The 19,916-nt window shown below is 68.3% G+C and carries 23 protein-coding genes; 14 read left to right on the top strand and 9 right to left on the bottom strand.

Going from position 1 to position 19,916, the window contains the following annotated elements; genetic code table 11:
* Positions 1-35: 35 nt before the first annotated feature.
* Positions 36-794 carry a substrate-binding domain-containing protein gene (locus tag RD110_RS05305; RefSeq protein ID WP_157900061.1) on the top strand — a complete coding sequence of 253 codons (759 nt, stop codon included), beginning with the start codon at positions 36-38 and terminating at the stop codon, positions 792-794.
* A 10-nt stretch (positions 795-804) separates the two neighbouring features.
* Positions 805-1,254 (top strand): D-aminoacyl-tRNA deacylase, encoded by a 450-nt coding sequence (gene dtd, locus RD110_RS05310; RefSeq protein ID WP_076197366.1) that lies wholly within the window; start codon positions 805-807, stop codon positions 1,252-1,254.
* 31 nt (positions 1,255-1,285) lie between these two features.
* Here the strand turns inward: dtd and RD110_RS05315 are convergent, their stop codons facing one another.
* The 4 genes from RD110_RS05315 to RD110_RS05330 form a co-directional block, all read right to left on the bottom strand.
* Positions 1,286-1,906 carry an OmpA family protein gene (locus RD110_RS05315; protein WP_076197368.1) on the bottom strand — a complete coding sequence of 207 codons (621 nt, stop codon included), beginning with the start codon at positions 1,904-1,906 and terminating at the stop codon, positions 1,286-1,288.
* The gene (locus RD110_RS05320) at positions 1,903-2,409 is read right to left on the bottom strand and encodes a FecR family protein (RefSeq protein ID WP_076197370.1); all 507 of its coding nucleotides are present in this window, start codon (positions 2,407-2,409) and stop codon (positions 1,903-1,905) included. Before RD110_RS05320 ends, RD110_RS05315 begins: the two co-directional genes overlap by 4 nt.
* A gap of 82 nt (positions 2,410-2,491) precedes the next feature.
* Entirely contained in the window at positions 2,492-2,947 is a 456-nt protein-coding gene (gene ybeY / locus RD110_RS05325) for an rRNA maturation RNase YbeY (protein ID WP_076204412.1), read from the bottom strand.
* 52 nt (positions 2,948-2,999) lie between these two features.
* Positions 3,000-4,010, bottom strand: coding sequence for a PhoH family protein (locus RD110_RS05330; protein ID WP_083686107.1), 1,011 nt, complete (start codon positions 4,008-4,010; stop codon positions 3,000-3,002).
* Between the two features lie 122 nt (positions 4,011-4,132).
* Between RD110_RS05330 and RD110_RS05335 the strand changes: the two genes are divergently transcribed.
* Genes RD110_RS05335 through ruvA form a run of 3 tightly spaced genes read left to right on the top strand, consistent with a single transcriptional unit; the run spans position 4,133 to position 7,011 of the window.
* A complete protein-coding gene (locus RD110_RS05335) occupies positions 4,133-5,995 on the top strand; it encodes a sensor histidine kinase (protein ID WP_076197372.1) in 1,863 nt (620 codons plus the stop codon).
* Positions 5,992-6,384 carry a response regulator transcription factor gene (locus tag RD110_RS05340; RefSeq protein ID WP_076197374.1) on the top strand — a complete coding sequence of 131 codons (393 nt, stop codon included), beginning with the start codon at positions 5,992-5,994 and terminating at the stop codon, positions 6,382-6,384. The genes RD110_RS05335 and RD110_RS05340 overlap by 4 nt, the downstream gene beginning before the upstream one ends.
* Before the next feature lie 51 nt (positions 6,385-6,435).
* Positions 6,436-7,011, top strand: coding sequence for a Holliday junction branch migration protein RuvA (gene ruvA / locus RD110_RS05345; RefSeq protein WP_076197377.1), 576 nt, complete (start codon positions 6,436-6,438; stop codon positions 7,009-7,011).
* Between the two features lie 21 nt (positions 7,012-7,032).
* Here ruvA and RD110_RS05350 read toward each other — a convergent pair whose 3' ends face one another.
* Both RD110_RS05350 and RD110_RS28995 read right to left on the bottom strand, forming a co-directional pair.
* On the bottom strand, positions 7,033-7,347 hold the full coding sequence (locus RD110_RS05350) for a phage integrase N-terminal SAM-like domain-containing protein (RefSeq protein ID WP_076197379.1): 315 nt from the start codon (positions 7,345-7,347) through the stop codon (positions 7,033-7,035).
* Entirely contained in the window at positions 7,344-7,511 is a 168-nt protein-coding gene (locus tag RD110_RS28995) for a phage integrase N-terminal SAM-like domain-containing protein (RefSeq protein ID WP_239467175.1), read from the bottom strand. The genes RD110_RS05350 and RD110_RS28995 overlap by 4 nt, the downstream gene beginning before the upstream one ends.
* Before the next feature lie 143 nt (positions 7,512-7,654).
* On the opposite strand from RD110_RS28995, the gene RD110_RS05355 reads away from it, so the two are divergent.
* The 5 genes from RD110_RS05355 to panB all read left to right on the top strand — a co-directional run bounded on the left by RD110_RS05355 (position 7,655) and on the right by panB (position 12,230).
* Positions 7,655-8,176, top strand: coding sequence for a DUF2199 domain-containing protein (locus RD110_RS05355; RefSeq protein WP_076197381.1), 522 nt, complete (start codon positions 7,655-7,657; stop codon positions 8,174-8,176).
* 73 nt (positions 8,177-8,249) lie between these two features.
* On the top strand, positions 8,250-8,846 hold the full coding sequence (locus RD110_RS05360; protein ID WP_204250026.1) for a hypothetical protein: 597 nt from the start codon (positions 8,250-8,252) through the stop codon (positions 8,844-8,846).
* 41 nt (positions 8,847-8,887) lie between these two features.
* Entirely contained in the window at positions 8,888-9,439 is a 552-nt protein-coding gene (locus tag RD110_RS05365; RefSeq protein ID WP_076197385.1) for a GNAT family N-acetyltransferase, read from the top strand.
* Between the two features lie 191 nt (positions 9,440-9,630).
* The gene (gene pabB / locus RD110_RS05370) at positions 9,631-11,424 is read left to right on the top strand and encodes an aminodeoxychorismate synthase component I (RefSeq protein ID WP_076197387.1); all 1,794 of its coding nucleotides are present in this window, start codon (positions 9,631-9,633) and stop codon (positions 11,422-11,424) included.
* Complete coding sequence (gene panB / locus RD110_RS05375; RefSeq protein ID WP_076197389.1) at positions 11,421-12,230, top strand: 3-methyl-2-oxobutanoate hydroxymethyltransferase; 810 nt, start codon at positions 11,421-11,423, stop codon at positions 12,228-12,230. The genes pabB and panB overlap by 4 nt, the downstream gene beginning before the upstream one ends.
* 12 nt (positions 12,231-12,242) lie before the next feature.
* Here the strand turns inward: panB and RD110_RS05380 are convergent, their stop codons facing one another.
* Positions 12,243-13,535 (bottom strand): carbonic anhydrase family protein, encoded by a 1,293-nt coding sequence (locus tag RD110_RS05380; RefSeq protein WP_157900062.1) that lies wholly within the window; start codon positions 13,533-13,535, stop codon positions 12,243-12,245.
* Positions 13,536-13,705: 170 nt separating this feature from the next.
* Here RD110_RS05380 and ruvB point away from each other — a divergent pair, with 170 nt between their 5' ends.
* Genes ruvB through RD110_RS05400 form a run of 4 tightly spaced genes read left to right on the top strand, consistent with a single transcriptional unit; the run spans position 13,706 to position 18,104 of the window.
* On the top strand, positions 13,706-14,767 hold the full coding sequence (gene ruvB / locus RD110_RS05385; RefSeq protein WP_076197391.1) for a Holliday junction branch migration DNA helicase RuvB: 1,062 nt from the start codon (positions 13,706-13,708) through the stop codon (positions 14,765-14,767).
* Positions 14,768-14,787: 20 nt separating this feature from the next.
* The gene (locus RD110_RS05390) at positions 14,788-16,500 is read left to right on the top strand and encodes a rhomboid family protein (protein ID WP_076197393.1); all 1,713 of its coding nucleotides are present in this window, start codon (positions 14,788-14,790) and stop codon (positions 16,498-16,500) included.
* Between the two features lie 44 nt (positions 16,501-16,544).
* The gene (locus RD110_RS05395; protein WP_076197395.1) at positions 16,545-17,081 is read left to right on the top strand and encodes a hypothetical protein; all 537 of its coding nucleotides are present in this window, start codon (positions 16,545-16,547) and stop codon (positions 17,079-17,081) included.
* 3 nt (positions 17,082-17,084) lie between these two features.
* Positions 17,085-18,104, top strand: a complete 1,020-nt coding sequence (locus RD110_RS05400) for a formylglycine-generating enzyme family protein (protein ID WP_083686109.1) — start codon at positions 17,085-17,087, stop codon at positions 18,102-18,104.
* Positions 18,105-18,114: 10 nt separating this feature from the next.
* Here RD110_RS05400 and RD110_RS05405 read toward each other — a convergent pair whose 3' ends face one another.
* Positions 18,115-19,272, bottom strand: coding sequence for a DSD1 family PLP-dependent enzyme (locus RD110_RS05405; RefSeq protein WP_076197397.1), 1,158 nt, complete (start codon positions 19,270-19,272; stop codon positions 18,115-18,117).
* Positions 19,272-19,910 carry a histidine phosphatase family protein gene (locus RD110_RS05410; protein WP_076204420.1) on the bottom strand — a complete coding sequence of 213 codons (639 nt, stop codon included), beginning with the start codon at positions 19,908-19,910 and terminating at the stop codon, positions 19,272-19,274. Before RD110_RS05410 ends, RD110_RS05405 begins: the two co-directional genes overlap by 1 nt.
* Between the last annotated feature and the right edge of the window lie 6 nt (positions 19,911-19,916).

Raw genomic sequence — 19,916 nt, forward strand, 5'->3', positions numbered from 1 at the left:
CTTCACCCCGATTCACCCCCTTGATAGGAGTTTCCATGATGCGTTTTCCATTTGTCGCCCGATGTTTGCTGCCCGTGCTGCTGGTCGGCAGCGGCTGGGTCCATGCGGCGGAACTGGCCGTGCTCAGCGCCGGCGCCATCGAGCCCGGCCTGAAGGCCGCCGCCAGCGCCTTCGAGCAGCAGACCGGCCACAAGGTCAGCATCACCTTCAACACCGCGCCCGAACTCAAGAAGCGCATGGACGGCAACGAGGCCTTCGACGTGGTGATCGCGCCGCGCGCGGCCATCGGCGAGTTCGCGGGTGCCAACAAACTCGCCGAGACCCGCGCCATCGTGGGCCGCGTCGGCATGGGTGTGGCGGTGCGCGAAGGTGCGCCCGTGCCGGACATCGCGAGCGCCGAGTCGCTCAAGCAGTCGGTGCTGGCGGCCGACACCCTGGTGTTCAACCGGGCTTCCACCGGCATGTACCTCGAAGGCCTGCTGAAGAAGATGGACGTGTACGCGCAGGTCGAGGGCAAGACGACGCGGTATCCCGACGGCGCGGCCGTGATGGAGCACGTGATCCAGGGCAAGGGCCGGGAGATCGGCTTCGGCGCCATCACCGAGATCCTGCTCTACAGAAGCAAGGGCCTGACTTTCGTCGGCCCGGTGCCGGAAGAGGTGCAGAACTACACGACCTACGCCGCGGCGCCGCTGGTCATGGGCCAGCAGAAAGACGCGGCCCAGGCCTTCGTGAGTTTCCTGGCCGGCCCGGTCGGCAAGCCGCTGTTCGTGGCCGCCGGCATCACCGATTGATACTCAGCCCATGAAAGCATTGCTGCAACGCGTGGCCGAGGCGCGCGTGGTGATCGCTGGCAGGACCGTGGGCGAAATCGGCGCCGGTCTGCTGGTGCTGGTCTGCGCCGAGCGTGGCGACACGGAAGCCCAGGCCGACAAGCTGCTCGCCAAGCTGCTGAAGCTGCGCATCTTCAGCGACGCCGCGGGCAAGATGAACCTGAGTGTGCAGGACATCGCTGGCGGCCTGCTGATCGTGAGCCAGTTCACGCTGGCCGCGGACACCACGGGCGGCAACCGCCCCAGCTTCACCGGTGCCGCCGCGCCCGACGACGGCCGCCGGCTCTACGCGCACTTCGTGGCCCAGGCCCGGACCGCGCATCCCGTGGTGCAGACCGGCGAGTTCGGGGCCGACATGCAGGTGCACCTGGTGAACGACGGGCCGGTGACGATCCCGCTGTCGGTTCCGCCGGGCGGCTGACGGCCCAAGGCCGCCGGCCTTCAGGCGGTCTTCAGCGCACCCAGATTTCCACGCGCCGATTCCGCGGCTCGTCGACCTCGTCCGCGGTGGGAACGGCCAGCTCGCGTTCACCGCGACCGATGGCCTCGATGCGTTCGACGGGCACCTGGTGCAGCACGAAAAGCTGGCGCTGCATCAGCGTGGTGCGCACCTGCTGCGCGCGCTGCAGCGACAGCTGGTCGTTGGCGTCCGTGCTGCCGCGGGTGTCGGTGTGGCCCACGACCAGGATGTCGGCGCCGGGGCGCTGGCCGGCGGCCTCGAAGATCTGGCCGATGGTGGCCTGGGAGGCGTCGCTGAGCGTGGCGTCGCCGGCTTCGAAATACAGCACGAAGCGCTGCGGCTTGGCCGGGCGCATGGCGAACAGGGATTCGAAATCCCTAGCGATCGCAGCCGGATCGGCCTGGTCGACCAGCGGCGGCCGGCCCGGCGTGGCCACGAAGCGCTCATAGGGGCGCGACAGCTTTTCCGTTGCATTGCCCGAGGACACCTGCACCGCCGAGGGACTGCCGTCTTCCTGCGGCAGCAGCACGACTTCGACGCGCGGCGCGGCGCAGCCGGCCAATAGAGCGGCCAACAGCGGGACGCTCCAGCCCAGGCGCCGAATCGCCGTCATGGTGTGCCCTGCGCCTGCACGATGAAATCGGTGCCGAGCACCCCGATCAGCGAGGTCGGGGTGTTGATCTTGACGGCTTCGGGATGGGCCTTGCCGATCAGGCCGGTGATCATGCGCATCGTGCCGCGCAGCATCGACAGGAACACATTGCCCTCCTGGCGCGCGGCATCGTAGGTGAAGCCCTTGATCTCGAGCTGGCTGTCCGGGCCGAGCATCAGGGTGGTGCCGTCGCGCAGCACCAGGCTGGCCGCGCCGTTCGGGCCGGTGACGACCTGGTCGGCCACGGCCACGGCGTCGCCGGGCTTGAGCGCGCGCCGCACGCCCTGGGCATCGACCACGCTGACCGCGCCGTTGACCTGCTTCATGGTGCCCGACTTGGCGGGCGTGGCGCTGCCTTCAGCCGGGGCGGCGGGCGGCGCGGCGGACGCATCGGCGGCCAGGCCCGCCAGCGGCGCGGTGGCGAAACACAGGGCGAGCGTGAGGGGCAGGGCGGTGATCTTCATGGGCTCGCATTTTCGCAGGCGGTGCCTTGCGTCGGGAAGTAAGCCGGGCAATAAAAGGTGAAACTTCGTCGCAGCGGTGTTTTCAGGCGTAGGGATTGGCGAAGCCGAGCCCGGCGAGGATTTCGATCTCGCGCGCCTCCATGGCGTCGGCGTCCGCTTCGCTGGTCTCGTGGTCCCAGCCCTGGGCGTGCAGCGTGCCGTGCACCAGCAGGTGGGCGTAGTGGTCGCGCAGGCTTTTGCCGTTGTCCAGCGCTTCCTTGGCTACCACCGGCGCGCACAACACCAGGTCGGCCGTGACCACCGGTTCCTGCGTGTAGTCGAAGGTCAGCACATTGGTGGCGTAGTCTTTCTGGCGGTAGTCGCGGTTCAGCGTGCGGCCCTCTTCGGCGTCGACGATGCGCACGGTGATCTCGGCGTCGAGCGCGAGCGCATGGCGAATCCAGCGTGCCACCTGTGCGCGCGGCAGGGCGGCGCGGTGCGGCGCGGCATCGGCCAGTTGGCCGAATTGCAGGGAGAGCTGCAGATTCTTAAGCGCCAAATCGGCCTCCAAGGCAGATCTGAACTGCGTGGATTGCTATCTTTTTCATATGCTAGGCCTTCTTGCGGGCGCGCGGCCTGGCCACCGCCACCGCGCCTTCGAAGGCGGCCACGCGGTCGCTGCCTTCGAGGTCGGAGCGGCCGCGCGTGTCGTAGGCGTCCACGATGCGCGCCACCAGCGGATGGCGCACCACGTCGGCGCTGGTGAAGCGGCAGATGGCGATGCCCTTGGTGCGCTTCAACACACGTTCGGCGTCGATCAGGCCGCTGAGCTGGCTTTTCGGCAGGTCGATCTGGCTCACGTCGCCGGTGACCACGGCCTTGGCGCCGAAGCCGATGCGGGTGAGGAACATCTTCATCTGCTCGGGCGTGGTGTTCTGCGCCTCGTCGAGAATGACGAAGGCGTTGTTCAGCGTGCGCCCGCGCATGAAGGCCAGCGGCGCGACTTCGAGCGCATTGCGTTCGAAGGCCTTCTGCACCTTGTCGGCGCCCATCAGGTCGTAGAGCGCGTCGTACAGCGGGCGCAGGTAGGGGTCGATCTTCTGGTTCAGGTCGCCCGGCAGGAAGCCGAGCCGCTCGCCGGCTTCCACCGCCGGCCGCGTGAGCACGATGCGCTGCACCGCGCTGCGCTCCAGCGCGTCCACGGCGCAGGCCACGGCCAGGTAGGTCTTGCCGGTGCCGGCCGGGCCGATGCCGAAGCTGATGTCGTGGTTCTGGATGGCTTCCAGGTAGGCCGCCTGGTTCGGCGTGCGGGCGCGCAGGTCGCCACGGCGGGTCTGCAGCGCCGGATCGCCGTCGTTGCCGACCATGCTGTCGTCGCCGGCGAGCATGAGCTGCACCGTGTCCGGGGTGATCGGCCGGGCGGCGATCTCGTACAGCGCCTGCAGCATCTCCATCGCCTTCTGCGCCCTCGGCTTGGGGCCGTCGACCTTGAATTGCTCGTGCCGGTGGGCGATGTTCACCTCGAGCGCGGCCTCGATGCTGCGCAGATGGCTGTCCATCGGGCCGCACAGGTGGTCGAGCCGGGTGTTGTTGGGGGGCGAGAAGGTGTGGCGAACGATCATGGCCCTATTGTCTGTGGTTTGGGCGCCGCGGGATTTTTTGCGCCGGAAGGCCGCCGCGCGCGCCGGTGGTGTTAACGTCGCGGGGCATCGTGGCCCGCATCTCTTGGAGCACAGGCATCGGCATGAATCCCCGCCAGCACAACGTTCACGGCGTCGAAAGCGATCTCGACCTGCGCGCACAACTGGCCGATCTCCAGCGCGAGCACCGGGCCCTGCTGCAGCAGCACGAACTGCTGCAGGCGCGCCACCAGGCGCAGCAGGCGTCGACCGAGGCATGGCTGCACCAGCGCACGCGCGAACTCGAAGCCGAAGCCGCCGAGCAGAAAAAGGCCGAAACCCTGCAGCGCGTGTTCTACCGCATCGCCGAACGCGCCGCGGCCGGCCTGTCGTTCTACGATTTCCTGCAGACCGGGCACCGCCTGCTCGGCGAATTGCTGTACGCCAGGAATTGCTACATCTGCCTCTACAACGCCGAGCGGCAGACGCTCAACTTCCCCTATTACGTGGACGAGCGCGACGGCGACACCATGCAGACCGACGACGTGCCGCTGCGCCGCGGCCTCACCGAATTCGTGCTGCGCACCGAACGGCCGCAGCTCATCGACGCCCGGCGCTTCCTGCGGCTGCAGGCGCTGGGTGAAGTCACCGAGGCCACGGGCGACCTGAGCTTCACCACCTGGCTCGGCGTGCCCATGCAGATGCGCGGCGCGGTGGCCGGCGCGCTGGTGATCCAGAGCTATGAGGCCGGCGTGCACTACACCGAGTCCGATGCCGACGTGCTGGCCTTCGTGGCCAACCACTTCAGCAGCGCCATCGAGCGTTACCAGGCCATCGACGCGCTGCACAAGTCCGAGCACCGCTACCGCACCGTGATCGAGAACGCAGGCGTCGGCGTCGTCGTGGTGCAGAACGAGCGCATGGTGTTCGGCAACCCCAAGCTTGCCAGCATCGTCGGCCATCCGCTCGACTACCTGCTCTCTCAGCCCTTCGACGCCACGCTGCACCCGGACGACGCGCCGGCCATGATCGAGCGCCATCGGCGCCGGCTGCGCGGCGAGCCGGTGGAGCCGCATTTCAGCTTCCGCGTCATCACGCAGCAGGGCGAGGTGCGCTGGCTCGACCTGTCGGCGGTGAAGATCGAATGGGGCGAGGCCGACGCCACACTGCTGTTCGTGGTGGATGCCTCGGCGCGCGTGCAGGCCGAGCAGGCCCAGCGCGTCACGCTGCAGAAGCAGGTCGAGCTCAACGACACCAAATCGCGCTTCATCGCCATGACCTCGCACGAATTCCGCACGCCGCTGGCCATCATCCATGGCTCGGTGGAACTGCTGCGGCACTACGAGGACCGGTTGCCGCTGGACAAGAAGCGCCAGAGCTGGCAGAAGATCGAAGACGCGGTGGACCGTATGACGCGCATGCTGGAAAACGTGCATGAAATCGGCCACGCCGAGGGCGGGCCGCTCGAATGCCGGCCCGCCGCGGTCGACGTGGCCGCGTTCTGCGGCTTGCTGCTCGAGGAGCTGAAGAGCCTCATGGGCGCGGCCTGCGACCGCGTGGCCTGGTCGGTCACGCTGCCGCCCGCGGGCCGGGCCTGCTGGCTCGACGAAGCGCTGCTGCGCAAGATCGTCGGCAACCTGCTGTCCAACGCCGTCAAGTATTCGCCGGACGGCGGCGAGCTGGTTTTCTCCGTGGCCGAGGCCGGCGATCAGTTGGTGATCACCGTGGCCGACCAGGGCATCGGCATCCCCGAGCAGGACCAGGCCAGCCTGTTCAAGAGTTTTTACCGCGCCAGCAACGTCGGGCCGATCGTCGGCACCGGCCTGGGCCTGTCCATCGTGCGCGATGCCGTGGACAGCCACCGCGGCCGCATCAGCGTGGCGAGCGCCGTCGGCAAGGGCAGCCGTTTCGTCGTGACGCTGCCGCTGCTGCCGCACCCGCCCGCGCATGCTGGCCCCGACATCGCCGCTTCCGGAGAGGCCGCATGAAGATCCTGATCGCCGAAGACGAGCCCTCGCTGCGCGAGAACCTGCAGTTGATGCTGGAACTGGAGGGCTATGCGGTGCAACTGGCCGCAGACGGCCAGGAGGCCTTTGCCCAGGCGCTGCGCGAGCCGCCCGACCTGGTGCTGACCGACGTGATGATGCCGGTGCTCGACGGCTACGGCCTGATCCGGCTGCTGCGCGCGGAGCCGGCCACGGCCGGCATCCCGATCATCGTGCTCACCGCCCGGGCCGAACAGCAGGACGCCGAAATGGGCCTGAGCCTCGGCGCCGACGCCCACCTGGTCAAACCCTACCGCCGCGCCGAACTGCTGCAGGCCGTGCAGGCGCAACTTCACCCGCGGCCAGCCCGCGAGCGGCAGCGCGACATGTGAGTGCCGCCGCCGGGTCATGGACAATCCGGGTTTTGCAAGAACAGGGATCCCATGATCGGACGACTCCAGGGCCTTCTGGCCGAGAAGAACCCACCGCAACTGCTGATCGACTGCCACGGCGTGGGCTATCTCGTCGATGTGCCGATGAGCACCTTCTACAACCTGCCGGGGCTGGGTGAGAAGGTCACGCTGCTCACGCACTTCGTGGTGCGCGAGGACGCGCAGATCCTCTACGGCTTCGCCACGCCGGCCGAACGCGAGGCCTTCCGCCAGCTCATCAAGATCTCGGGCGTCGGCCCGCGCACGGCGCTCAGCGTGCTCTCGGGCATGGGCGTGGCCGACCTGGCCCAGGCCATCACGCTGCAGGAGCCGGGCCGGCTGATCAAGGTGCCCGGCATCGGCAAGAAGACCGCCGAACGCCTGCTGCTCGAACTCAAGGGCAAACTCGGCGCCGACATCGGCCCGCACACCGGCGTGACCAGCGACGCCCAGGCCGACATCCTGCAGGCGCTGATCGCGCTGGGTTACAGCGACAAGGAAGCTGCGCTGGCGCTGAAGGCGCTGCCGGCGGATGTGGGCGTGACGGAGGGGATCAAGCTGGCGTTGAAGGCGTTGTCGAAGGCGTAGCGCAAAGCGGTTGCTAGCGATTCAAGCCTGCAGCGCATCGACGTTGGTCAGCGCCAGACCGGCGCCGGGTGTGGCTGCATGCAGGCTGTCCCCATCAGGCCCTAGACCGGCTGCTTTGCATCTAGCAGCGCGAATGTGTGCTGCCTCGGGCAAGATAAACATCACGGGCAAATGGGGGTGGCCGCGCGAGCGCCCGATGTCTTGCATCCAAGCCACCTCCTGCTGCGGCACCTCTCTGTAGAGAAACAGCAGTGCCGACAGCGCCTGCTTGTGTGGCGATACATTGCGCACGACGGCCAAGTGCGTCAGGAACGCCTCAATTTCCGGCCCACTCATTTCATGAGGGTGGCGCAGCCCATGAAGCGGATGAAAAACCGGACCCGATAGACATACAACTTCTCGGTGGACAGGCTGTAATGTCGGTAACGTAGCCGCTCGAGCAACTGATCGAGCAACTGATCGAGCAAACGAGAGGGTGGCGACGTGGGAATGATGGTCATGCTGTATTTAAAAAACAGTACAACGAGTCAGGGCCCGTGTTTGCAAGGTGCATACGTCACCGACGGCGAGAGGCTGGCGTGCACGTTTTAACGGATATATTTCGGAAGTGAAAACGAAATCACGTTAAGCCTCACCAGCTACCATGGCCGCCATCTTCGCCTTCAAATGCACTTGCTGCGGTGATATCCACGAAGGATCGCCGAGCGTTGGATATCGAATGCCCGATCAATACACCTGCCTTAATGAAGAGCAGCGGGCATCGATGGGGAAAATAAGTAGCGACTTCTGCACCATTAAACATGAAGAGGGTACGGACTACTTCATTCGTGCTGTTCTAGAAGTGCCGATTCATGGCGTCGAAGAGCCGTATCTGTGGGGCGTGTGGGTTTCCTTGAGTGAAAGGAGCTTTAATCGTTACGTTGAAACCTACGATTCCCCTGTTGAAGGCGACGGCTTCTTTGGGTGGGTTTGCAACGCAATTCCTGCCTACCCTTACGATGGCTCACGCGCCGCCGATGTTGTTGTACAGCTTGGCGGTCAGCGGCCGAAAGTGGTGCTTCACCGGGGAGACCCTGAGGACGATCCGCTGGTTGTAGATCAAGTTCATGGCATTTCGGTTTCGCGAGCGCAGCAAATCGCGGAGTGGGCATTCCATGAGGCTTAACAATTCGCTCCAGCGGATGGCTTCGCCGCCCGCTGAGCTTTGGCATTAGCGATCACTAAAGATGGTCACTTCTATGCAGCCTGTTTGGGTAGCGCTCATCGCAGCGGGAGGCGCGGCAGTTGGCTGGTTCGTCAACCACTGGCTCGCCGTACGTAGAGAAGAAGGCCGACGCAGGCTAGAAGCGCAACTCAAGTTCGTCGAACGACAGATTGAAGAACTGTACGGACCGCTCGCCGCCGCTCTCTATGAGGGGCGGAGAACATTCCGCGACCTTCTTGAAAGCCTTGGTCGGAACTACGTGTTCCCTCCGAATGGCGAACTTCCAGAAGACGAACTTCGCACTTGGTTGTTCTGGGCGGAATCCGAGTTCCTTCCAAGGAACGAATATGTCAAGACGCTCCTCAAGACCAAAGCGCACTTAATTTACGGGGGGGAGTTTCCAGAAAGCTACGTAAAGTTCCTCGACCATTGCAATTCCTGGGCCGTCAATCATCGTAGGTGGAAAGAGCAGCAGGTCACGTATAGCTGGCACTCGAAGATTAACTGGCCTGAAGATTTTGAAGTGCAAGCGATAGAGACATTTCAAACGCTGAAGCGTCACCACGCGGACCTCATCGGTGCACTGATGGCTAACCCGTCATTCCAGCGGACCACCTCCGGCGGCTGCTGAATTCCAACGTTAAGCTTTGGAAATGACTTAATGGAGAAGACTTGACCATCTTGCACACACCACGCCTGCGCCTGGAGCCCATCACGGACCAGCACCTCGACGGCATCCACGCGATGAACCAGCTCCCTGAGGTGATGCGTTACATCGGCGGCCAGCCCGAGACGTTCGAACAGACCGCGGCGTGGATTGCTGACGCGCAGCGCTGTTGGGCAGCATGGGGCACCAGCTGGTGGGCCTTCATCGAGCCGACCAGTGGACGTGCTGCTGGGGCGGGTTGTGTCAAGTACGCGCGCCGGGAAGACGAACTTCCTGCCGATCTGGACAGCTTGCGGTGCAACCCACTCGAAATCGGCTGGCGCTTGCATCCCGATTTCTGGCGCCAGGGACTTGCCAGCGAGGCGGCCCTGTGCATGGCCGACTTCGCCTTCGACAATCTCGCTGCACCGGAGCTCATCGCCGTGCGCCACCCCGACAACCTTGCCTCGGCCCGGGTGATGGACCGGTTGGGCATGCGATACCGCGGGCTCGAGACTTGGTACGGCGAAATGAATGCGACCCATGTGGTGAGTCGCGGGGACTGGCTTCGACTGTGAGCCGGTAGGCGTACAGCCAACATCGATGCTGGCCCTTGCGCGGCCGGACCGGTTGATCGAAGTGACTGCGGTTGGTCGTTGCCCCGAGTCCAGCCTCTCACATCACAAGCGCGGACACGCTTTACCATCAGGCTCCCGCCGCTTCAAAGCCGTGCGCTGCCCTTACGCCAGATCCGTGCCCGAACAAAAACATGAACGACACCGTCCCCCCGCAGTTCCGCGGTGAACCCTTGCGCACGCTGATCGATTTCGCGTCCACCGGCGCGGCGGGTTCCATCCGGCTGCGCGGGGCTTTCGGCGCGCCGCGCCAGGTACTGGCTGCCCAGACGCTGGACGCAGTGCGCCCGGTGCTCGACGCCGCGCAGGCGCTGGCGCAGCAGGGCCATTGGTGCGTGGGCTACGTGCGCTACGAGGCAGCGCCGGCCTTCGATGCCAGCCTGTCCGTGCATGCGGCGAATGCAGCAGATGCGTCGGAGGGGCCGCTGGCCTGGTTCGGGGTTTATCACGAGATGTTGCCCTGGCCCGAGCCGGCGCCGGAAGCGGAGGTGCGCGTCGATTGGCAGGCGGGCATCGCCCAGGCCGAATTCGAACGCAGCCTGACCGAGATCCACCGTGCGATCGCCGATGGCGAGGTCTACCAGGTCAACTACACGGCGCCGCTGCAGGGCAGGGTGCAAGGCAGCGCCCATGATCTTTTCCTGGCCCTGCTGCGCGCGCAGCCCGGCGGTTTCGCCGCGTGCATCGACACCGGTGAAGAGCACGTGTTGTCGGTGTCGCCAGAGCTGTTCTTCGACTGGCGCGATGACCGCATGCTCACGCGCCCGATGAAGGGCACGGCGCCGCGGGGCGCCACGCCGGAACAGGACCAGGCGTTGGCCGCCGCCCTGGCCGCCTCGGCCAAGGAGCGGGCCGAAAACGTGATGATCGTGGACCTGATCCGCAACGACCTGTCGCGCGTGGCCCGGCCTTTCTCGGTGCGCGTGCCGCGGCTGTTCCAGCTGCAATCGCTGCCCAGCGTGTGGCAGATGACGTCCGACGTGGAAGCCTTGACGCGCGAAGGCACGACGCTGGCCGACGTATTCGCCGCGCTGTTCCCGTGCGGTTCGGTGACCGGCGCGCCCAAGGTCAGCGCGATGCGCCTCATCCGCGCACTGGAGCCGGCGCCGCGGGGCGTCTACTGCGGCGCGGTCGGCGTGCTGCAGCCAGGCGGCGCGGCCACCTTCAACGTGCCGATCCGCACCGTCACGCTGCGCGGCCACGCGGCGCGCTGCGGCATCGGCAGCGGCATCACCTCGGGGGCGACTGCCGCCGACGAATGGCAGGAATGGCGCCACAAACGCGCTTTTCTCGACCGCGCGAGCCAGCCTTTCGAACTGCTGGAAACGCTGGCCCTGGCCGACGGCGTGCTGCGCCATGCCGATGCGCATCGGGCGCGCATGCGGCAGGCCGCGGCCCACTTCGGTTATGCGTGGGACGAGCGGCACATCGACGACACACTGAATCAATTGGTTCGGCAGCACCCGGCCGGCCTGTGGCGCGTGCGCCTGTTGCTGACGGCGCAGGGCCAGGCCACGGCCCAGGCTTTCGCCATGCCCGCCGCGCCCGCGCGTGTGCGGCTGCAACTGGCGCCCAGCGCCTTCGAGGCCGCCGACAGCGAATTCGTGCGTTTCAAGACCACGCGGCGCGCGCATTACGACGCGCTGGCGCCCACCGCGCCCGGCGTGTTCGACACCTTGCTGTGGAACCGCCATGGCGAAATCACCGAATGCACGCGCGGTAACATCGCCGTGCTGCAGGGGGGCCGCTGGCTCACGCCGGCGTTGCACTGCGGCCTGCTGGCCGGCGTGGGCCGTGACCACTGGCTGCGCGAAGGCCGGCTGAGCGAAGCCGTGCTGCGGCTGGACGACTTGCGGCGGGCCGAAGGCCTGGCCTTCATCAACAGCCTGCGCGGCTGGATCGACGCTGAATTGGAGACATCCCCATGAACGAACGCAAACCCGTCACGCTGCACCGGCTGCGCGAGATGCACGCCGCCGGCGAGAAGATCAGCATGCTGACCTGTTACGACGCCACCTTCGCCACGCTGCTCGACACCGCCGGCGTGGACTGCCTGCTGGTGGGCGACTCGCTGGGCATGGTGCTGCAGGGCCAGCCCAGCACGGTGCCGGTGACGCTGGAGCAGATGGTCTATCACACGCAATGCGTGGCGCGGGGCAACCGCGGGGCCTGGCTCATCGGCGACCTGCCGTTCGGCAGCTACCAGGTTTCGAAGGAGCAGGCGGTGGCCAGCGCCACCGCGCTGATGCAGGCTGGCGCGCAGATGGTCAAGCTCGAAGGCGGCGGCTGGACCACCGAGACGGTGCGCTTCCTTGTCGAGCGCGGCATTCCGGTGTGCGGCCACCTCGGCCTCACGCCGCAGTCGGTGCACGCGCTGGGCGGCTACCGCATCCAGGGCCGGGGCGACGAAGCCGCGGCGACGCTGAAGCGTCACGCTTTGGCACTGGCCGAAGCCGGCGCGGCGATGCTGGTGCTGGAACTGGTGCCGTCCGTGCTGGCGCGCGAGATCACGGCCAGCCTGCCGATCCCGGTGATCGGCATCGGCGCGGGCCTGGACTGCAGCGGCCAGGTGCTGGTGCTGCACGACATGCTCAACCTCACGGCGGGCCGGCTGGCGAAGTTCGTGCGCAACTTCATGGAAGGACAGCCCACGGTGCAGGCCGCGGTCCAGGCCTATGTGGCCGATGTGAAGGCGCGGCGCTTCCCGGACGAAGCGCTGCACGGTTACCAGTGAGCCGACAACCCCTTACTGGGCGGCGCGCACCACGCGGCCGTTGACCGGCTGCAGCGGCCGTGCATTGTTCGGGAACAGCTGGCCGAACAGCTTGAGCTGGGCCGCGCTCACGGTCATCGGCTGCTTGAAGATGATCCACAGCACGTCCTCGGTGCAGGGCGGCGTGGTCAGCGAGCCGAGGAACTGGTAGTAGCGCGGGTCCTGCGGCAGCAACGCGGCCAGGTCGAGCCCGGCCGGTGGCAGGCCGACGCGGTCGTCCACGGCCAGCGGCAGGTAGGTCACGATCTGGTCGACCGCCGGGCTGGCCGCGCCGGCCTCCAGCAGCACCGCCACCGTGGCCAACTGGCCGTCGGCGCTGCGGTGCTGCAGGTGGGCCGACATGGCGAAGCCCTTGCCGTTGATGCGTTCCTCGGCGGGGTGGTGGAACTCCACGCGCTCCAGCCGGTACCGCGTGCCGCGCACGGTGAGCGTGTTCTCGCCGAGCACGTCCACCTGCAGCAGCCGGCCGGTGTGCGTCACCGAGCCGGTGCTGGGCTTGTAGTCGACGGACAGGGGTTCGGCCGGGCCTTGCAGCGCGTTGTTGTCGTCGATGGCGATCGGCGACTGGCGCTGGCCGGTGGCGCAGGTGGCGAACTCGGGCTTGAGCTGGCCCCAGGACAACGGCCCGGCCGCGCCTTCGTACGACCACGGCAGCGGCGCACCCGGTGCGGTTTTGCTGTTGTTGGCGGCGCTGCCCCCGCGCGGCGCCGGGCGCTGGCCCACGGCCGCGGCGGCCTGCGGCGTAGCGGCGAAGGCGCCCAGGGCCGCGGCGCGTGCGCGCAGGTACTGGCGGTTGACCTCGTCGTCGCTGGCCGTCGGTTCGGCGCGGCGCGGTGCCAAGGCTTCGGCCTTGGCTGCCGCGGTGGCGGGCTGGGCCGGCTTCTTTTCGGCGGGTACGGTAAAGGTGAACTGCGGTGTCGCCGCGGCAGGTTTGCGTGCCGCGCCCGGCCGGGCCGCGCTGGCCGGCTTCTCGCTGCTGTTGGCCTTTTCGATGGCCTCGCGCAGCTGTTCGCCGCGGGCCGTGGTGTCGGTTTTGGCGGGTTCGTCCTGTTTGGACTGCGCTGGTGCGGCGGACTGGTTCACCGGCCGGCCGGGCAGCGGGATTTTCAGCGCCGGCACGCCGGGGTGGGCCGGTATGGCCACATCGGCCGCGCTGGCGGCACCGGTCGCACCGAGGATGGCCAGCCACAGGCAAGACCAGCCGCACCAGCGGCGGAGGCTGGTCGGCAATGACGGTTGGGGGCGGTACGGCAGTGGGAGATTCATGCGGGCGGGAGGCTGTGCGCAAGCGCTGTGGTTCCCTGCTTTATCGGCATTCTGACCTGGCACTTGAGCCGTGGCGTGCGGCGGGGACGTGCGCGCCAGCGGCTATAGTGGCAGCATCCCGCCGGTGCCGCCACCGGCTTTTTTCCTGCTTCCGAGTCCCGGGTCTTTCCGTGTCCATCCAGACTGACGATTTCGCCGTGCCGCCGTCCAAACGCGTGGTGTCCGCCGCACCGGCTTCGCCCGCCGAGGAGGCCATCGAACGCGCGCTGCGGCCCAAACTGTTCGACGACTACGTGGGTCAGGCCAAGGCGCGCGAGCAGCTCGAGATCTTCATCGGCGCGGCCAAGAAGCGCAACGAGGCGCTCGACCACGTGCTGCTGTTCGGCCCGCCGGGGCTGGGCAAGACCACGCTGTCGCACATCATCGCCCACGAACTCGGCGTGAACCTGCGCCAGACCAGCGGCCCGGTGCTGGAGAAGCCGAAGGACCTGGCCGCGCTGCTGACCAACCTCGAGAAGAACGACGTGCTGTTCATCGACGAGATCCACCGGCTGAGCCCGGTCGTCGAGGAAATCCTGTACCCCGCGCTCGAGGACTACCAGATCGACATCATGATCGGCGAAGGCCCGGCCGCGCGCAGCATCAAGCTCGACCTGCAGCCGTTCACGCTGGTGGGCGCCACCACGCGCGCGGGCATGCTGACCAACCCGCTGCGCGACCGCTTCGGCATCGTCGCCCGGCTCGAGTTCTACACGCCCGACGAGCTGGCGCGCATCGTGCGGCGCAGCGCCGGCCTGCTGAACGCACCGATTGAAGTGGATGGCGGCTTCGAAATCGCGCGCCGTTCGCGCGGCACGCCGCGCATCGCCAACCGGCTGCTGCGCCGCGTGCGCGACTACGCCGACGTGAAGGGCACGGGCACCATCACGCTGGACATCGCCAACCGCGCGCTGGCCCTGCTCGACGTCGACCCGCAAGGCTTCGACGTGATGGACAGGAAGCTGCTCGAAGCGGTGATCCTGCGCTTCGACGGCGGCCCGGTGGGGCTGGACAACATTGCCGCCAGCATCGGCGAAGAAGCAGGCACCATCGAAGACGTGATCGAGCCGTACCTGATCCAGCAGGGCTTTCTGCAGCGCACGCCGCGCGGCCGCATCGCCACGCTGGCGGCCTACCGGCACCTCGGCGTGACACCGCCGAAGGCCGACAACGACCTGTTCGGCGCCGCCTGAGCCGGCGACATGTTGCCTGCATGGTGCTGAACCCATCGCCGGTGTCCGGTCCGGCCGCAGCCACGGTGGTGTTCCTGCCCACGCTGCGGCGCCAGAGCCTGCTGCTGGCGGTGCTGACCGCCCTATTCGGCGGGCTGCTGAGCCAGTCCCTGGTGGAAGCCATGCGCGGCACCGGCAGCCAGTGGCTCGGCGTCGCCGCCGGCTGCGCGGCGCTGGTGACGCTGTGGCTGGCGGCCAGACTCGTGCATCAGGCGATCGGCCGCCAACCCGTGCTGCGCCTCGATGCGCGGGGCATTGGCTCGACCCAGCTGCCGGCCGCCACCAACCCCCTGGCCTGGGACTGGCTCGAAGACGCGGAGCTCGACCGGGCCCACGGCGGCCAGTTGCGCCTGGTGCTGCGACCCGACCCCGCGCGGCCCGACCGCCGGCATTTCCTGAGCGGGCGCAATCCGGCCCGGCCGGTGATCAACCTGCACATGCTCACCCCCGAGCAGCAGGATGAGGCCTTCGATGCGATCCACCGGCGGCTGGCGCCGCTGCGCGCCGCGGCTGGCCTGGGCGAAGCCGCCAGCCTGGTGCAGGCGCGGGCCACGGCGCAGTTCGAGCACGAACTCGACCGGCTCACGCCGCACACCTGGGCCCTGTACCTGGTGGTGGCCACCAACGTGGCGGTGTGGGGGCTGCAGTTGGCCGACGGCATCAGCCCCACCACGCCCAAGCCTGCGCAACTGCACCAGTGGGGTGCCAATTCCGCGGCCGCGGTGCTGCTCGACCGCGAGTACTGGCGGCTGCTGACCGCACCCTTCCTGCATGGCGGGGCCAGCCATCTCGGTTTCAACATGCTGGCATTGTGGGCCGCGGGCCGGCAACTCAGCCGGCTGCTCGGCAACGCCCAGTTCGGGCTGGTCTACCTGGCCACCGCGCTGTGCGGCAGCGTGGCCAGCCTGCATTCGGCGGGGCAGTCCTCGGTGTCGGTCGGCGCTTCGGGTGCGGTGTTCGGCGTGCTCGGCGCGCTGCTTGCCGCAAGCCTGCAGTACCGGCACCGGCTGCCGCCGCACGACAGCCGGCGGCTGTGGGCCGGGCTCGGGCTGTTCGTGGTGTATTCGCTGGCCTACGGTTTCACCCAGTCGAACGTGGACAACGCGGCCCATGTCGGTGGCCTGGTCGCCGGCCTGCTGCTCGGCCTGCTGCTGAAGGGGCGTTTCGACCTCGCCGCGGCTGGCCAGCGCCCGGCCTACGCGGGGCTGGCGATGGCGGGCACCGCGGCGGCCGTGGTCTTCGGCGTGATGACGACGCCGGTGCCGCAGGTCTGGCCCGGTGCCATCTACGAGGCGCAGGAATCGCTGCGCGTGATCACGCCGCAGTTCCATGCGGTGTTCCAGGGGCTGGAGCTCGCGGGCCAGCGACGCCAGCAGGGGCAGATCAACCGCCGCCAGTACCTGGCTTACGCCGAGCAGGTGGCCGCGCCGCAATGCCAGCGCATCGCCGCCCGGTTGCGCCAGCTGCGCGTGCCGCAATGGGACAACACGGGCCAGGCGGTGCAGTTGTACCGGCGCATGTGCGAGATCATGGCCGAATCCATCGGCCTGGAGCTGCGCAAGGCGCGCGAAGGGGCCTATGCGCCGGCCGATCTCGACGCGCGCATGCGTGTGCTTGCGGACGAGATGACCGGCCTGGCCCGGCGCCTGAACGGCATAGCGCGCCAGTCGCCCGCTGCGCCGCAGGGACGATGATGCGCACCGGGCCCACTTCTTCGGCGCGGCGCCGGCTGTCCCAAATGCTGGGGTTCATCCTGCTGATCCTGCTGTTGCTGGCCGCCGGCCTGGCCTGGCGCCACCGGGGCGATGCCGATGCCTACCGGCGGCATTTCCTGCAGGCGCAGCCCGCGGCCAGCCCGCGTTTCGACGAACTGTCGTCGGCCATGGACGAAGCGGCGCTGCAAAGGCACCTGGCCGGCGTGCCGCTGCGCTGCATCAGCGAAACCCGCGAACGGCAGACGCTGGGCGACCGCGTCTGCTGGGCCGACATCGCGCGGGTGGATGCCGTGCCCGCCATGCAGTTCGCGGCGTACTTCAACCGGGGCCGCCTGGCGTACGTGGCCATCGACCTGCCGTGGTGGGCGCACCATGCCGCGCTGCGCCAGGCCATGGCCCAGCTCGGCGCGCCCGAAGCCATCGACGCCAAAACCGCGGCGCAACCCGCGGTGCAGTGGCGCACCAAGGGCGGCCGGCTCCGGCTCAACCGCGATCCGGGTTTCGACCCACTGGCCACCAGCGCGCTGCAGTGGCGTGCCGATGCCATACCCCCACGCTGAACCATGCATCACACCTTCAACTCCCTTCTCAAGCCTTGCACCCGGCTGCTGCTCGTCTTCGGTCTCGCGCTGGTGGCCGGCTGCGCCTCGCTCGGTCCGCCGCCGGCCGTCGAGAACAGCCTCGGCATGGCTTTCGTCCGCGTGCCGGCCGGGGAGTTCCTGATGGGCAGCGACGAGACGCCGGCCGCCTTGGCGCGCAGTTACCCGCAACTCGAGAACCAGCGCTTCCTCGACCTGGCCGACGAGGCGCCGGTGCACAGGGTGCGCATCACGCGCGCGTTCTACATGGGCCGGTTCGAGGTGACGGTGGGGCAGTTCCGCCGCTTCCTGCAGGCCTCGGGCTACGTGCCCGAATCCGTGGCCGACGGCACCGGCGGCTACGGCTACAACCCGGCCTACGACGGTGAAACCTCGGCCTCCGGCGACGCCTTCGAGGGCCGCGACAAACGTTACTCCTGGCAGAACCCGGGCTTCGCGCAGACCGACGCACACCCGGTCGTCAACGTGAGTTGGAACGACGCCCAGGCCCTGGCCGCCTGGCTGAGCCGTACCGAGGGCCGGCGCTACCGCCTGCCCACCGAGGCCGAATGGGAATACGCCTGCCGCGCCGGCACCCGCACGCGTTACCAGAATGGCGACGACCCCGAGGCCCTGGTGGCAGTGGCCAACACCTTCGACCGCACGTCGGCCGTGAACTGGCCGCGCTGGCAGAAGCAGGCGCTGGCCGGCAGCGACGGCTTTGCCTTCACCGCGCCCGTGGGCAGCTTCGCGCCGAACGCCTTCGGCCTGTACGACATGCACGGCAATGCCTGGGAATGGGTGTCCGACTGGTACGCCGAGGACTACTACGCGCATTCCCCCGTCGACGATCCGCAAGGCCCGCCGGACGCCAACGTGCACGTGCGCCGCGGCGGCTCCTGGCACACCTGGGCCTTCTATGCCCGCTCGTCCTACCGCAACTGGAACACGGCGCAGACGCGGTATCCGCTGGTGGGGATGCGGCTGGTGCTGGAGTCGCCGTAAGCGCGCAGGCTCAGGTCAGGGCGCCGCGCGCATCCACGCGCAGCAGCCGCTCCACCCGGCCTGCCGACAGCCCGCCGCGCACGCCGACCATGTGGTCGTGCAGGTTCACCGTCGGATCGCAATGGCCGGGGATCAGCCACAGCACGTCGCCGAGCGCGGGCAGGGGCTGGCCGGGCTCGGCGGTGCGCAGGATGCCGTGTTCGTCGCCCCCGTTGAAGTAGGCCAGCGCCGGGCCGCCGTCCGGGCGGAACACCCGCGGCAGGCCGGAGTCGATCGCATGGCTCTTGTGGCCGGCGTCGCAGACCGCGTGCGCGGCACTGGTGCTGACGACCTGCGTCTTCACGAACAGCGCGTGTTCGAAGGCCGGCCGCGCCGGGTCGGCCTCGTTGGCGGCGTAGTCGGCGTCCATGAACAGGAAGGAGCCGGACTGCAACTCGCCATAGACGCCGCTGGCGGCCTCCAGCGCCATGGTGCCGGTGCCGGCACCGGTGACGAGCTCGACCTTCAGCCCCGCGGCTTCAATCAAGGCCCGCGTGGCCTGCACCTGGCGCAGCACCTCGGCGATGGCCTGCTGCCGTTCGGCATGGCGGCGCCGGTGCTGCGCGCCGCCGTGGTAGGCCTGCAGGCCCTTGAAGCGCAGTTGGGGATGTTGCGCGACCTGCCGCGCCAGCGCCACGGCGGCCGGGCCGGGTGCCACGCCACAGCGGCCCTGGCCGACGTCGATCTCCACGAACACGTCGATCACGTCACGTGTATCGCCGGCCACCCGGCCGATGGCCTCGGCCAGGCGCTGCACGCCCTCGGCGCTGTCCACCGCGATGGCCAGTCGGTCTGATGTGTTTTTGGCCTTCAGCGCAGCTGCCATCTGCGCGACGCGCTGCAATTTCGATAGCGAAACGACTTCGTTGCTGATGTAGATGTTGCCGACCCCGCCGGCCAGCATGGCCTCGGCCTCGGCGGTTTTCTGCACACACACGCCGACCGCGCCCGCAGCCATCATCTGCAGGGCCAGGGCGGCGCTTTTGTGCATCTTGGCGTGGGGCCGCCAGTGCACGCCGTGGGCGGCGGCGAAAGCCGCCATGCGCGCGATGTTGCGCTCCATGGCGTCGAGGTCGACCACCAGCGCGGGCGTGTCGATGGCTTGCACGGACGCGCCGACGTCGATCATCAGGCGGTCGATTCGTCGATGGCCGCGTTGTCCAGGTGACCGGTATCCGACCAGCCGATCAGCGTCAGGGCGTCGGGCGTCCACAGCAGCCGGTTGATCGCGGCGTTGCCGAGCAGCCAGGTGCGCGGCGCCTGCAGGCCCTGGCCGGTGGCGGCGCGGTACAACACGTCCATCACGCCGCCGTGCGCCACCAGCACGATCAATTCGTCCGGGTGGCGGGCCGCGAGCCGGGCCACGGTGCCGACCACGCGGTCGCGGAAGATGTTCAGCGATTCACCGCCTTCGGAGGCGTAATCGGGGTCGCGCTTGCGCCAGCGCAGCGCCTGTTCGGGCGACTCGGCCTCGATCTCGGCGAAGGTGCGGCCCTGGAACACCCCGAAGTGGCGTTCGCGCAGGCCGGGCTCGGGGATGACCTCGACCCCGGCCACCGCAGCCACCGCGCCGGCCGTCTCGAAGGCGCGCGACAGGTCGCTGGCATAGACGGCGGTGATGGCTTCACCGGCCAGCGCCTGGGCCGCCCGCTGCGCCTGCCAGCGGCCCATGGCGTTGAGCGGGATGTCGAGATGGCCCTGGATGCGGGTGTCGACGTTCCAGGCGGTTTCGCCGTGGCGGATGGCAATGAGGCGGGTGGCTTGCATCGGCGC

It is taken from the genome of Rhodoferax koreense (assembly GCF_001955695.1).
GTDB lineage: Bacteria > Pseudomonadota > Gammaproteobacteria > Burkholderiales > Burkholderiaceae_C > Rhodoferax_B > Rhodoferax_B koreensis.

What these genes read in the sequence shown, in the direction of transcription:
- RD110_RS05320 (WP_076197370.1), bottom strand. Translation starts at nt 2,409, where the DNA reads ATGAAGATCACCGCCCTGCCCCTCACGCTCGCCCTGTGTTTCGCCACC.
- pabB (WP_076197387.1), top strand. Translation starts at nt 9,631, where the DNA reads ATGAACGACACCGTCCCCCCGCAGTTCCGCGGTGAACCCTTGCGCACG.
- RD110_RS05330 (WP_083686107.1), bottom strand. Translation starts at nt 4,010, where the DNA reads ATGATCGTTCGCCACACCTTCTCGCCCCCCAACAACACCCGGCTCGAC.
- RD110_RS05395 (WP_076197395.1), top strand. Translation starts at nt 16,545, where the DNA reads ATGCTGGGGTTCATCCTGCTGATCCTGCTGTTGCTGGCCGCCGGCCTG.
- RD110_RS05400 (WP_083686109.1), top strand. Translation starts at nt 17,085, where the DNA reads ATGCATCACACCTTCAACTCCCTTCTCAAGCCTTGCACCCGGCTGCTG.
- ruvA (WP_076197377.1), top strand. Translation starts at nt 6,436, where the DNA reads ATGATCGGACGACTCCAGGGCCTTCTGGCCGAGAAGAACCCACCGCAA.
- RD110_RS05340 (WP_076197374.1), top strand. Translation starts at nt 5,992, where the DNA reads ATGAAGATCCTGATCGCCGAAGACGAGCCCTCGCTGCGCGAGAACCTG.
- panB (WP_076197389.1), top strand. Translation starts at nt 11,421, where the DNA reads ATGAACGAACGCAAACCCGTCACGCTGCACCGGCTGCGCGAGATGCAC.
- dtd (WP_076197366.1), top strand. Translation starts at nt 805, where the DNA reads ATGAAAGCATTGCTGCAACGCGTGGCCGAGGCGCGCGTGGTGATCGCT.
- RD110_RS05355 (WP_076197381.1), top strand. Translation starts at nt 7,655, where the DNA reads ATGGCCGCCATCTTCGCCTTCAAATGCACTTGCTGCGGTGATATCCAC.
- RD110_RS05350 (WP_076197379.1), bottom strand. Translation starts at nt 7,347, where the DNA reads ATGAGTGGGCCGGAAATTGAGGCGTTCCTGACGCACTTGGCCGTCGTG.
- RD110_RS05390 (WP_076197393.1), top strand. Translation starts at nt 14,788, where the DNA reads ATGGTGCTGAACCCATCGCCGGTGTCCGGTCCGGCCGCAGCCACGGTG.
- RD110_RS28995 (WP_239467175.1), bottom strand. Translation starts at nt 7,511, where the DNA reads ATGACCATCATTCCCACGTCGCCACCCTCTCGTTTGCTCGATCAGTTG.
- RD110_RS05305 (WP_157900061.1), top strand. Translation starts at nt 36, where the DNA reads ATGATGCGTTTTCCATTTGTCGCCCGATGTTTGCTGCCCGTGCTGCTG.
- RD110_RS05405 (WP_076197397.1), bottom strand. Translation starts at nt 19,272, where the DNA reads ATGATCGACGTCGGCGCGTCCGTGCAAGCCATCGACACGCCCGCGCTG.
- RD110_RS05360 (WP_204250026.1), top strand. Translation starts at nt 8,250, where the DNA reads ATGCAGCCTGTTTGGGTAGCGCTCATCGCAGCGGGAGGCGCGGCAGTT.
- RD110_RS05315 (WP_076197368.1), bottom strand. Translation starts at nt 1,906, where the DNA reads ATGACGGCGATTCGGCGCCTGGGCTGGAGCGTCCCGCTGTTGGCCGCT.
- RD110_RS05410 (WP_076204420.1), bottom strand. Translation starts at nt 19,910, where the DNA reads ATGCAAGCCACCCGCCTCATTGCCATCCGCCACGGCGAAACCGCCTGG.
- RD110_RS05335 (WP_076197372.1), top strand. Translation starts at nt 4,133, where the DNA reads ATGAATCCCCGCCAGCACAACGTTCACGGCGTCGAAAGCGATCTCGAC.
- RD110_RS05380 (WP_157900062.1), bottom strand. Translation starts at nt 13,535, where the DNA reads ATGAATCTCCCACTGCCGTACCGCCCCCAACCGTCATTGCCGACCAGC.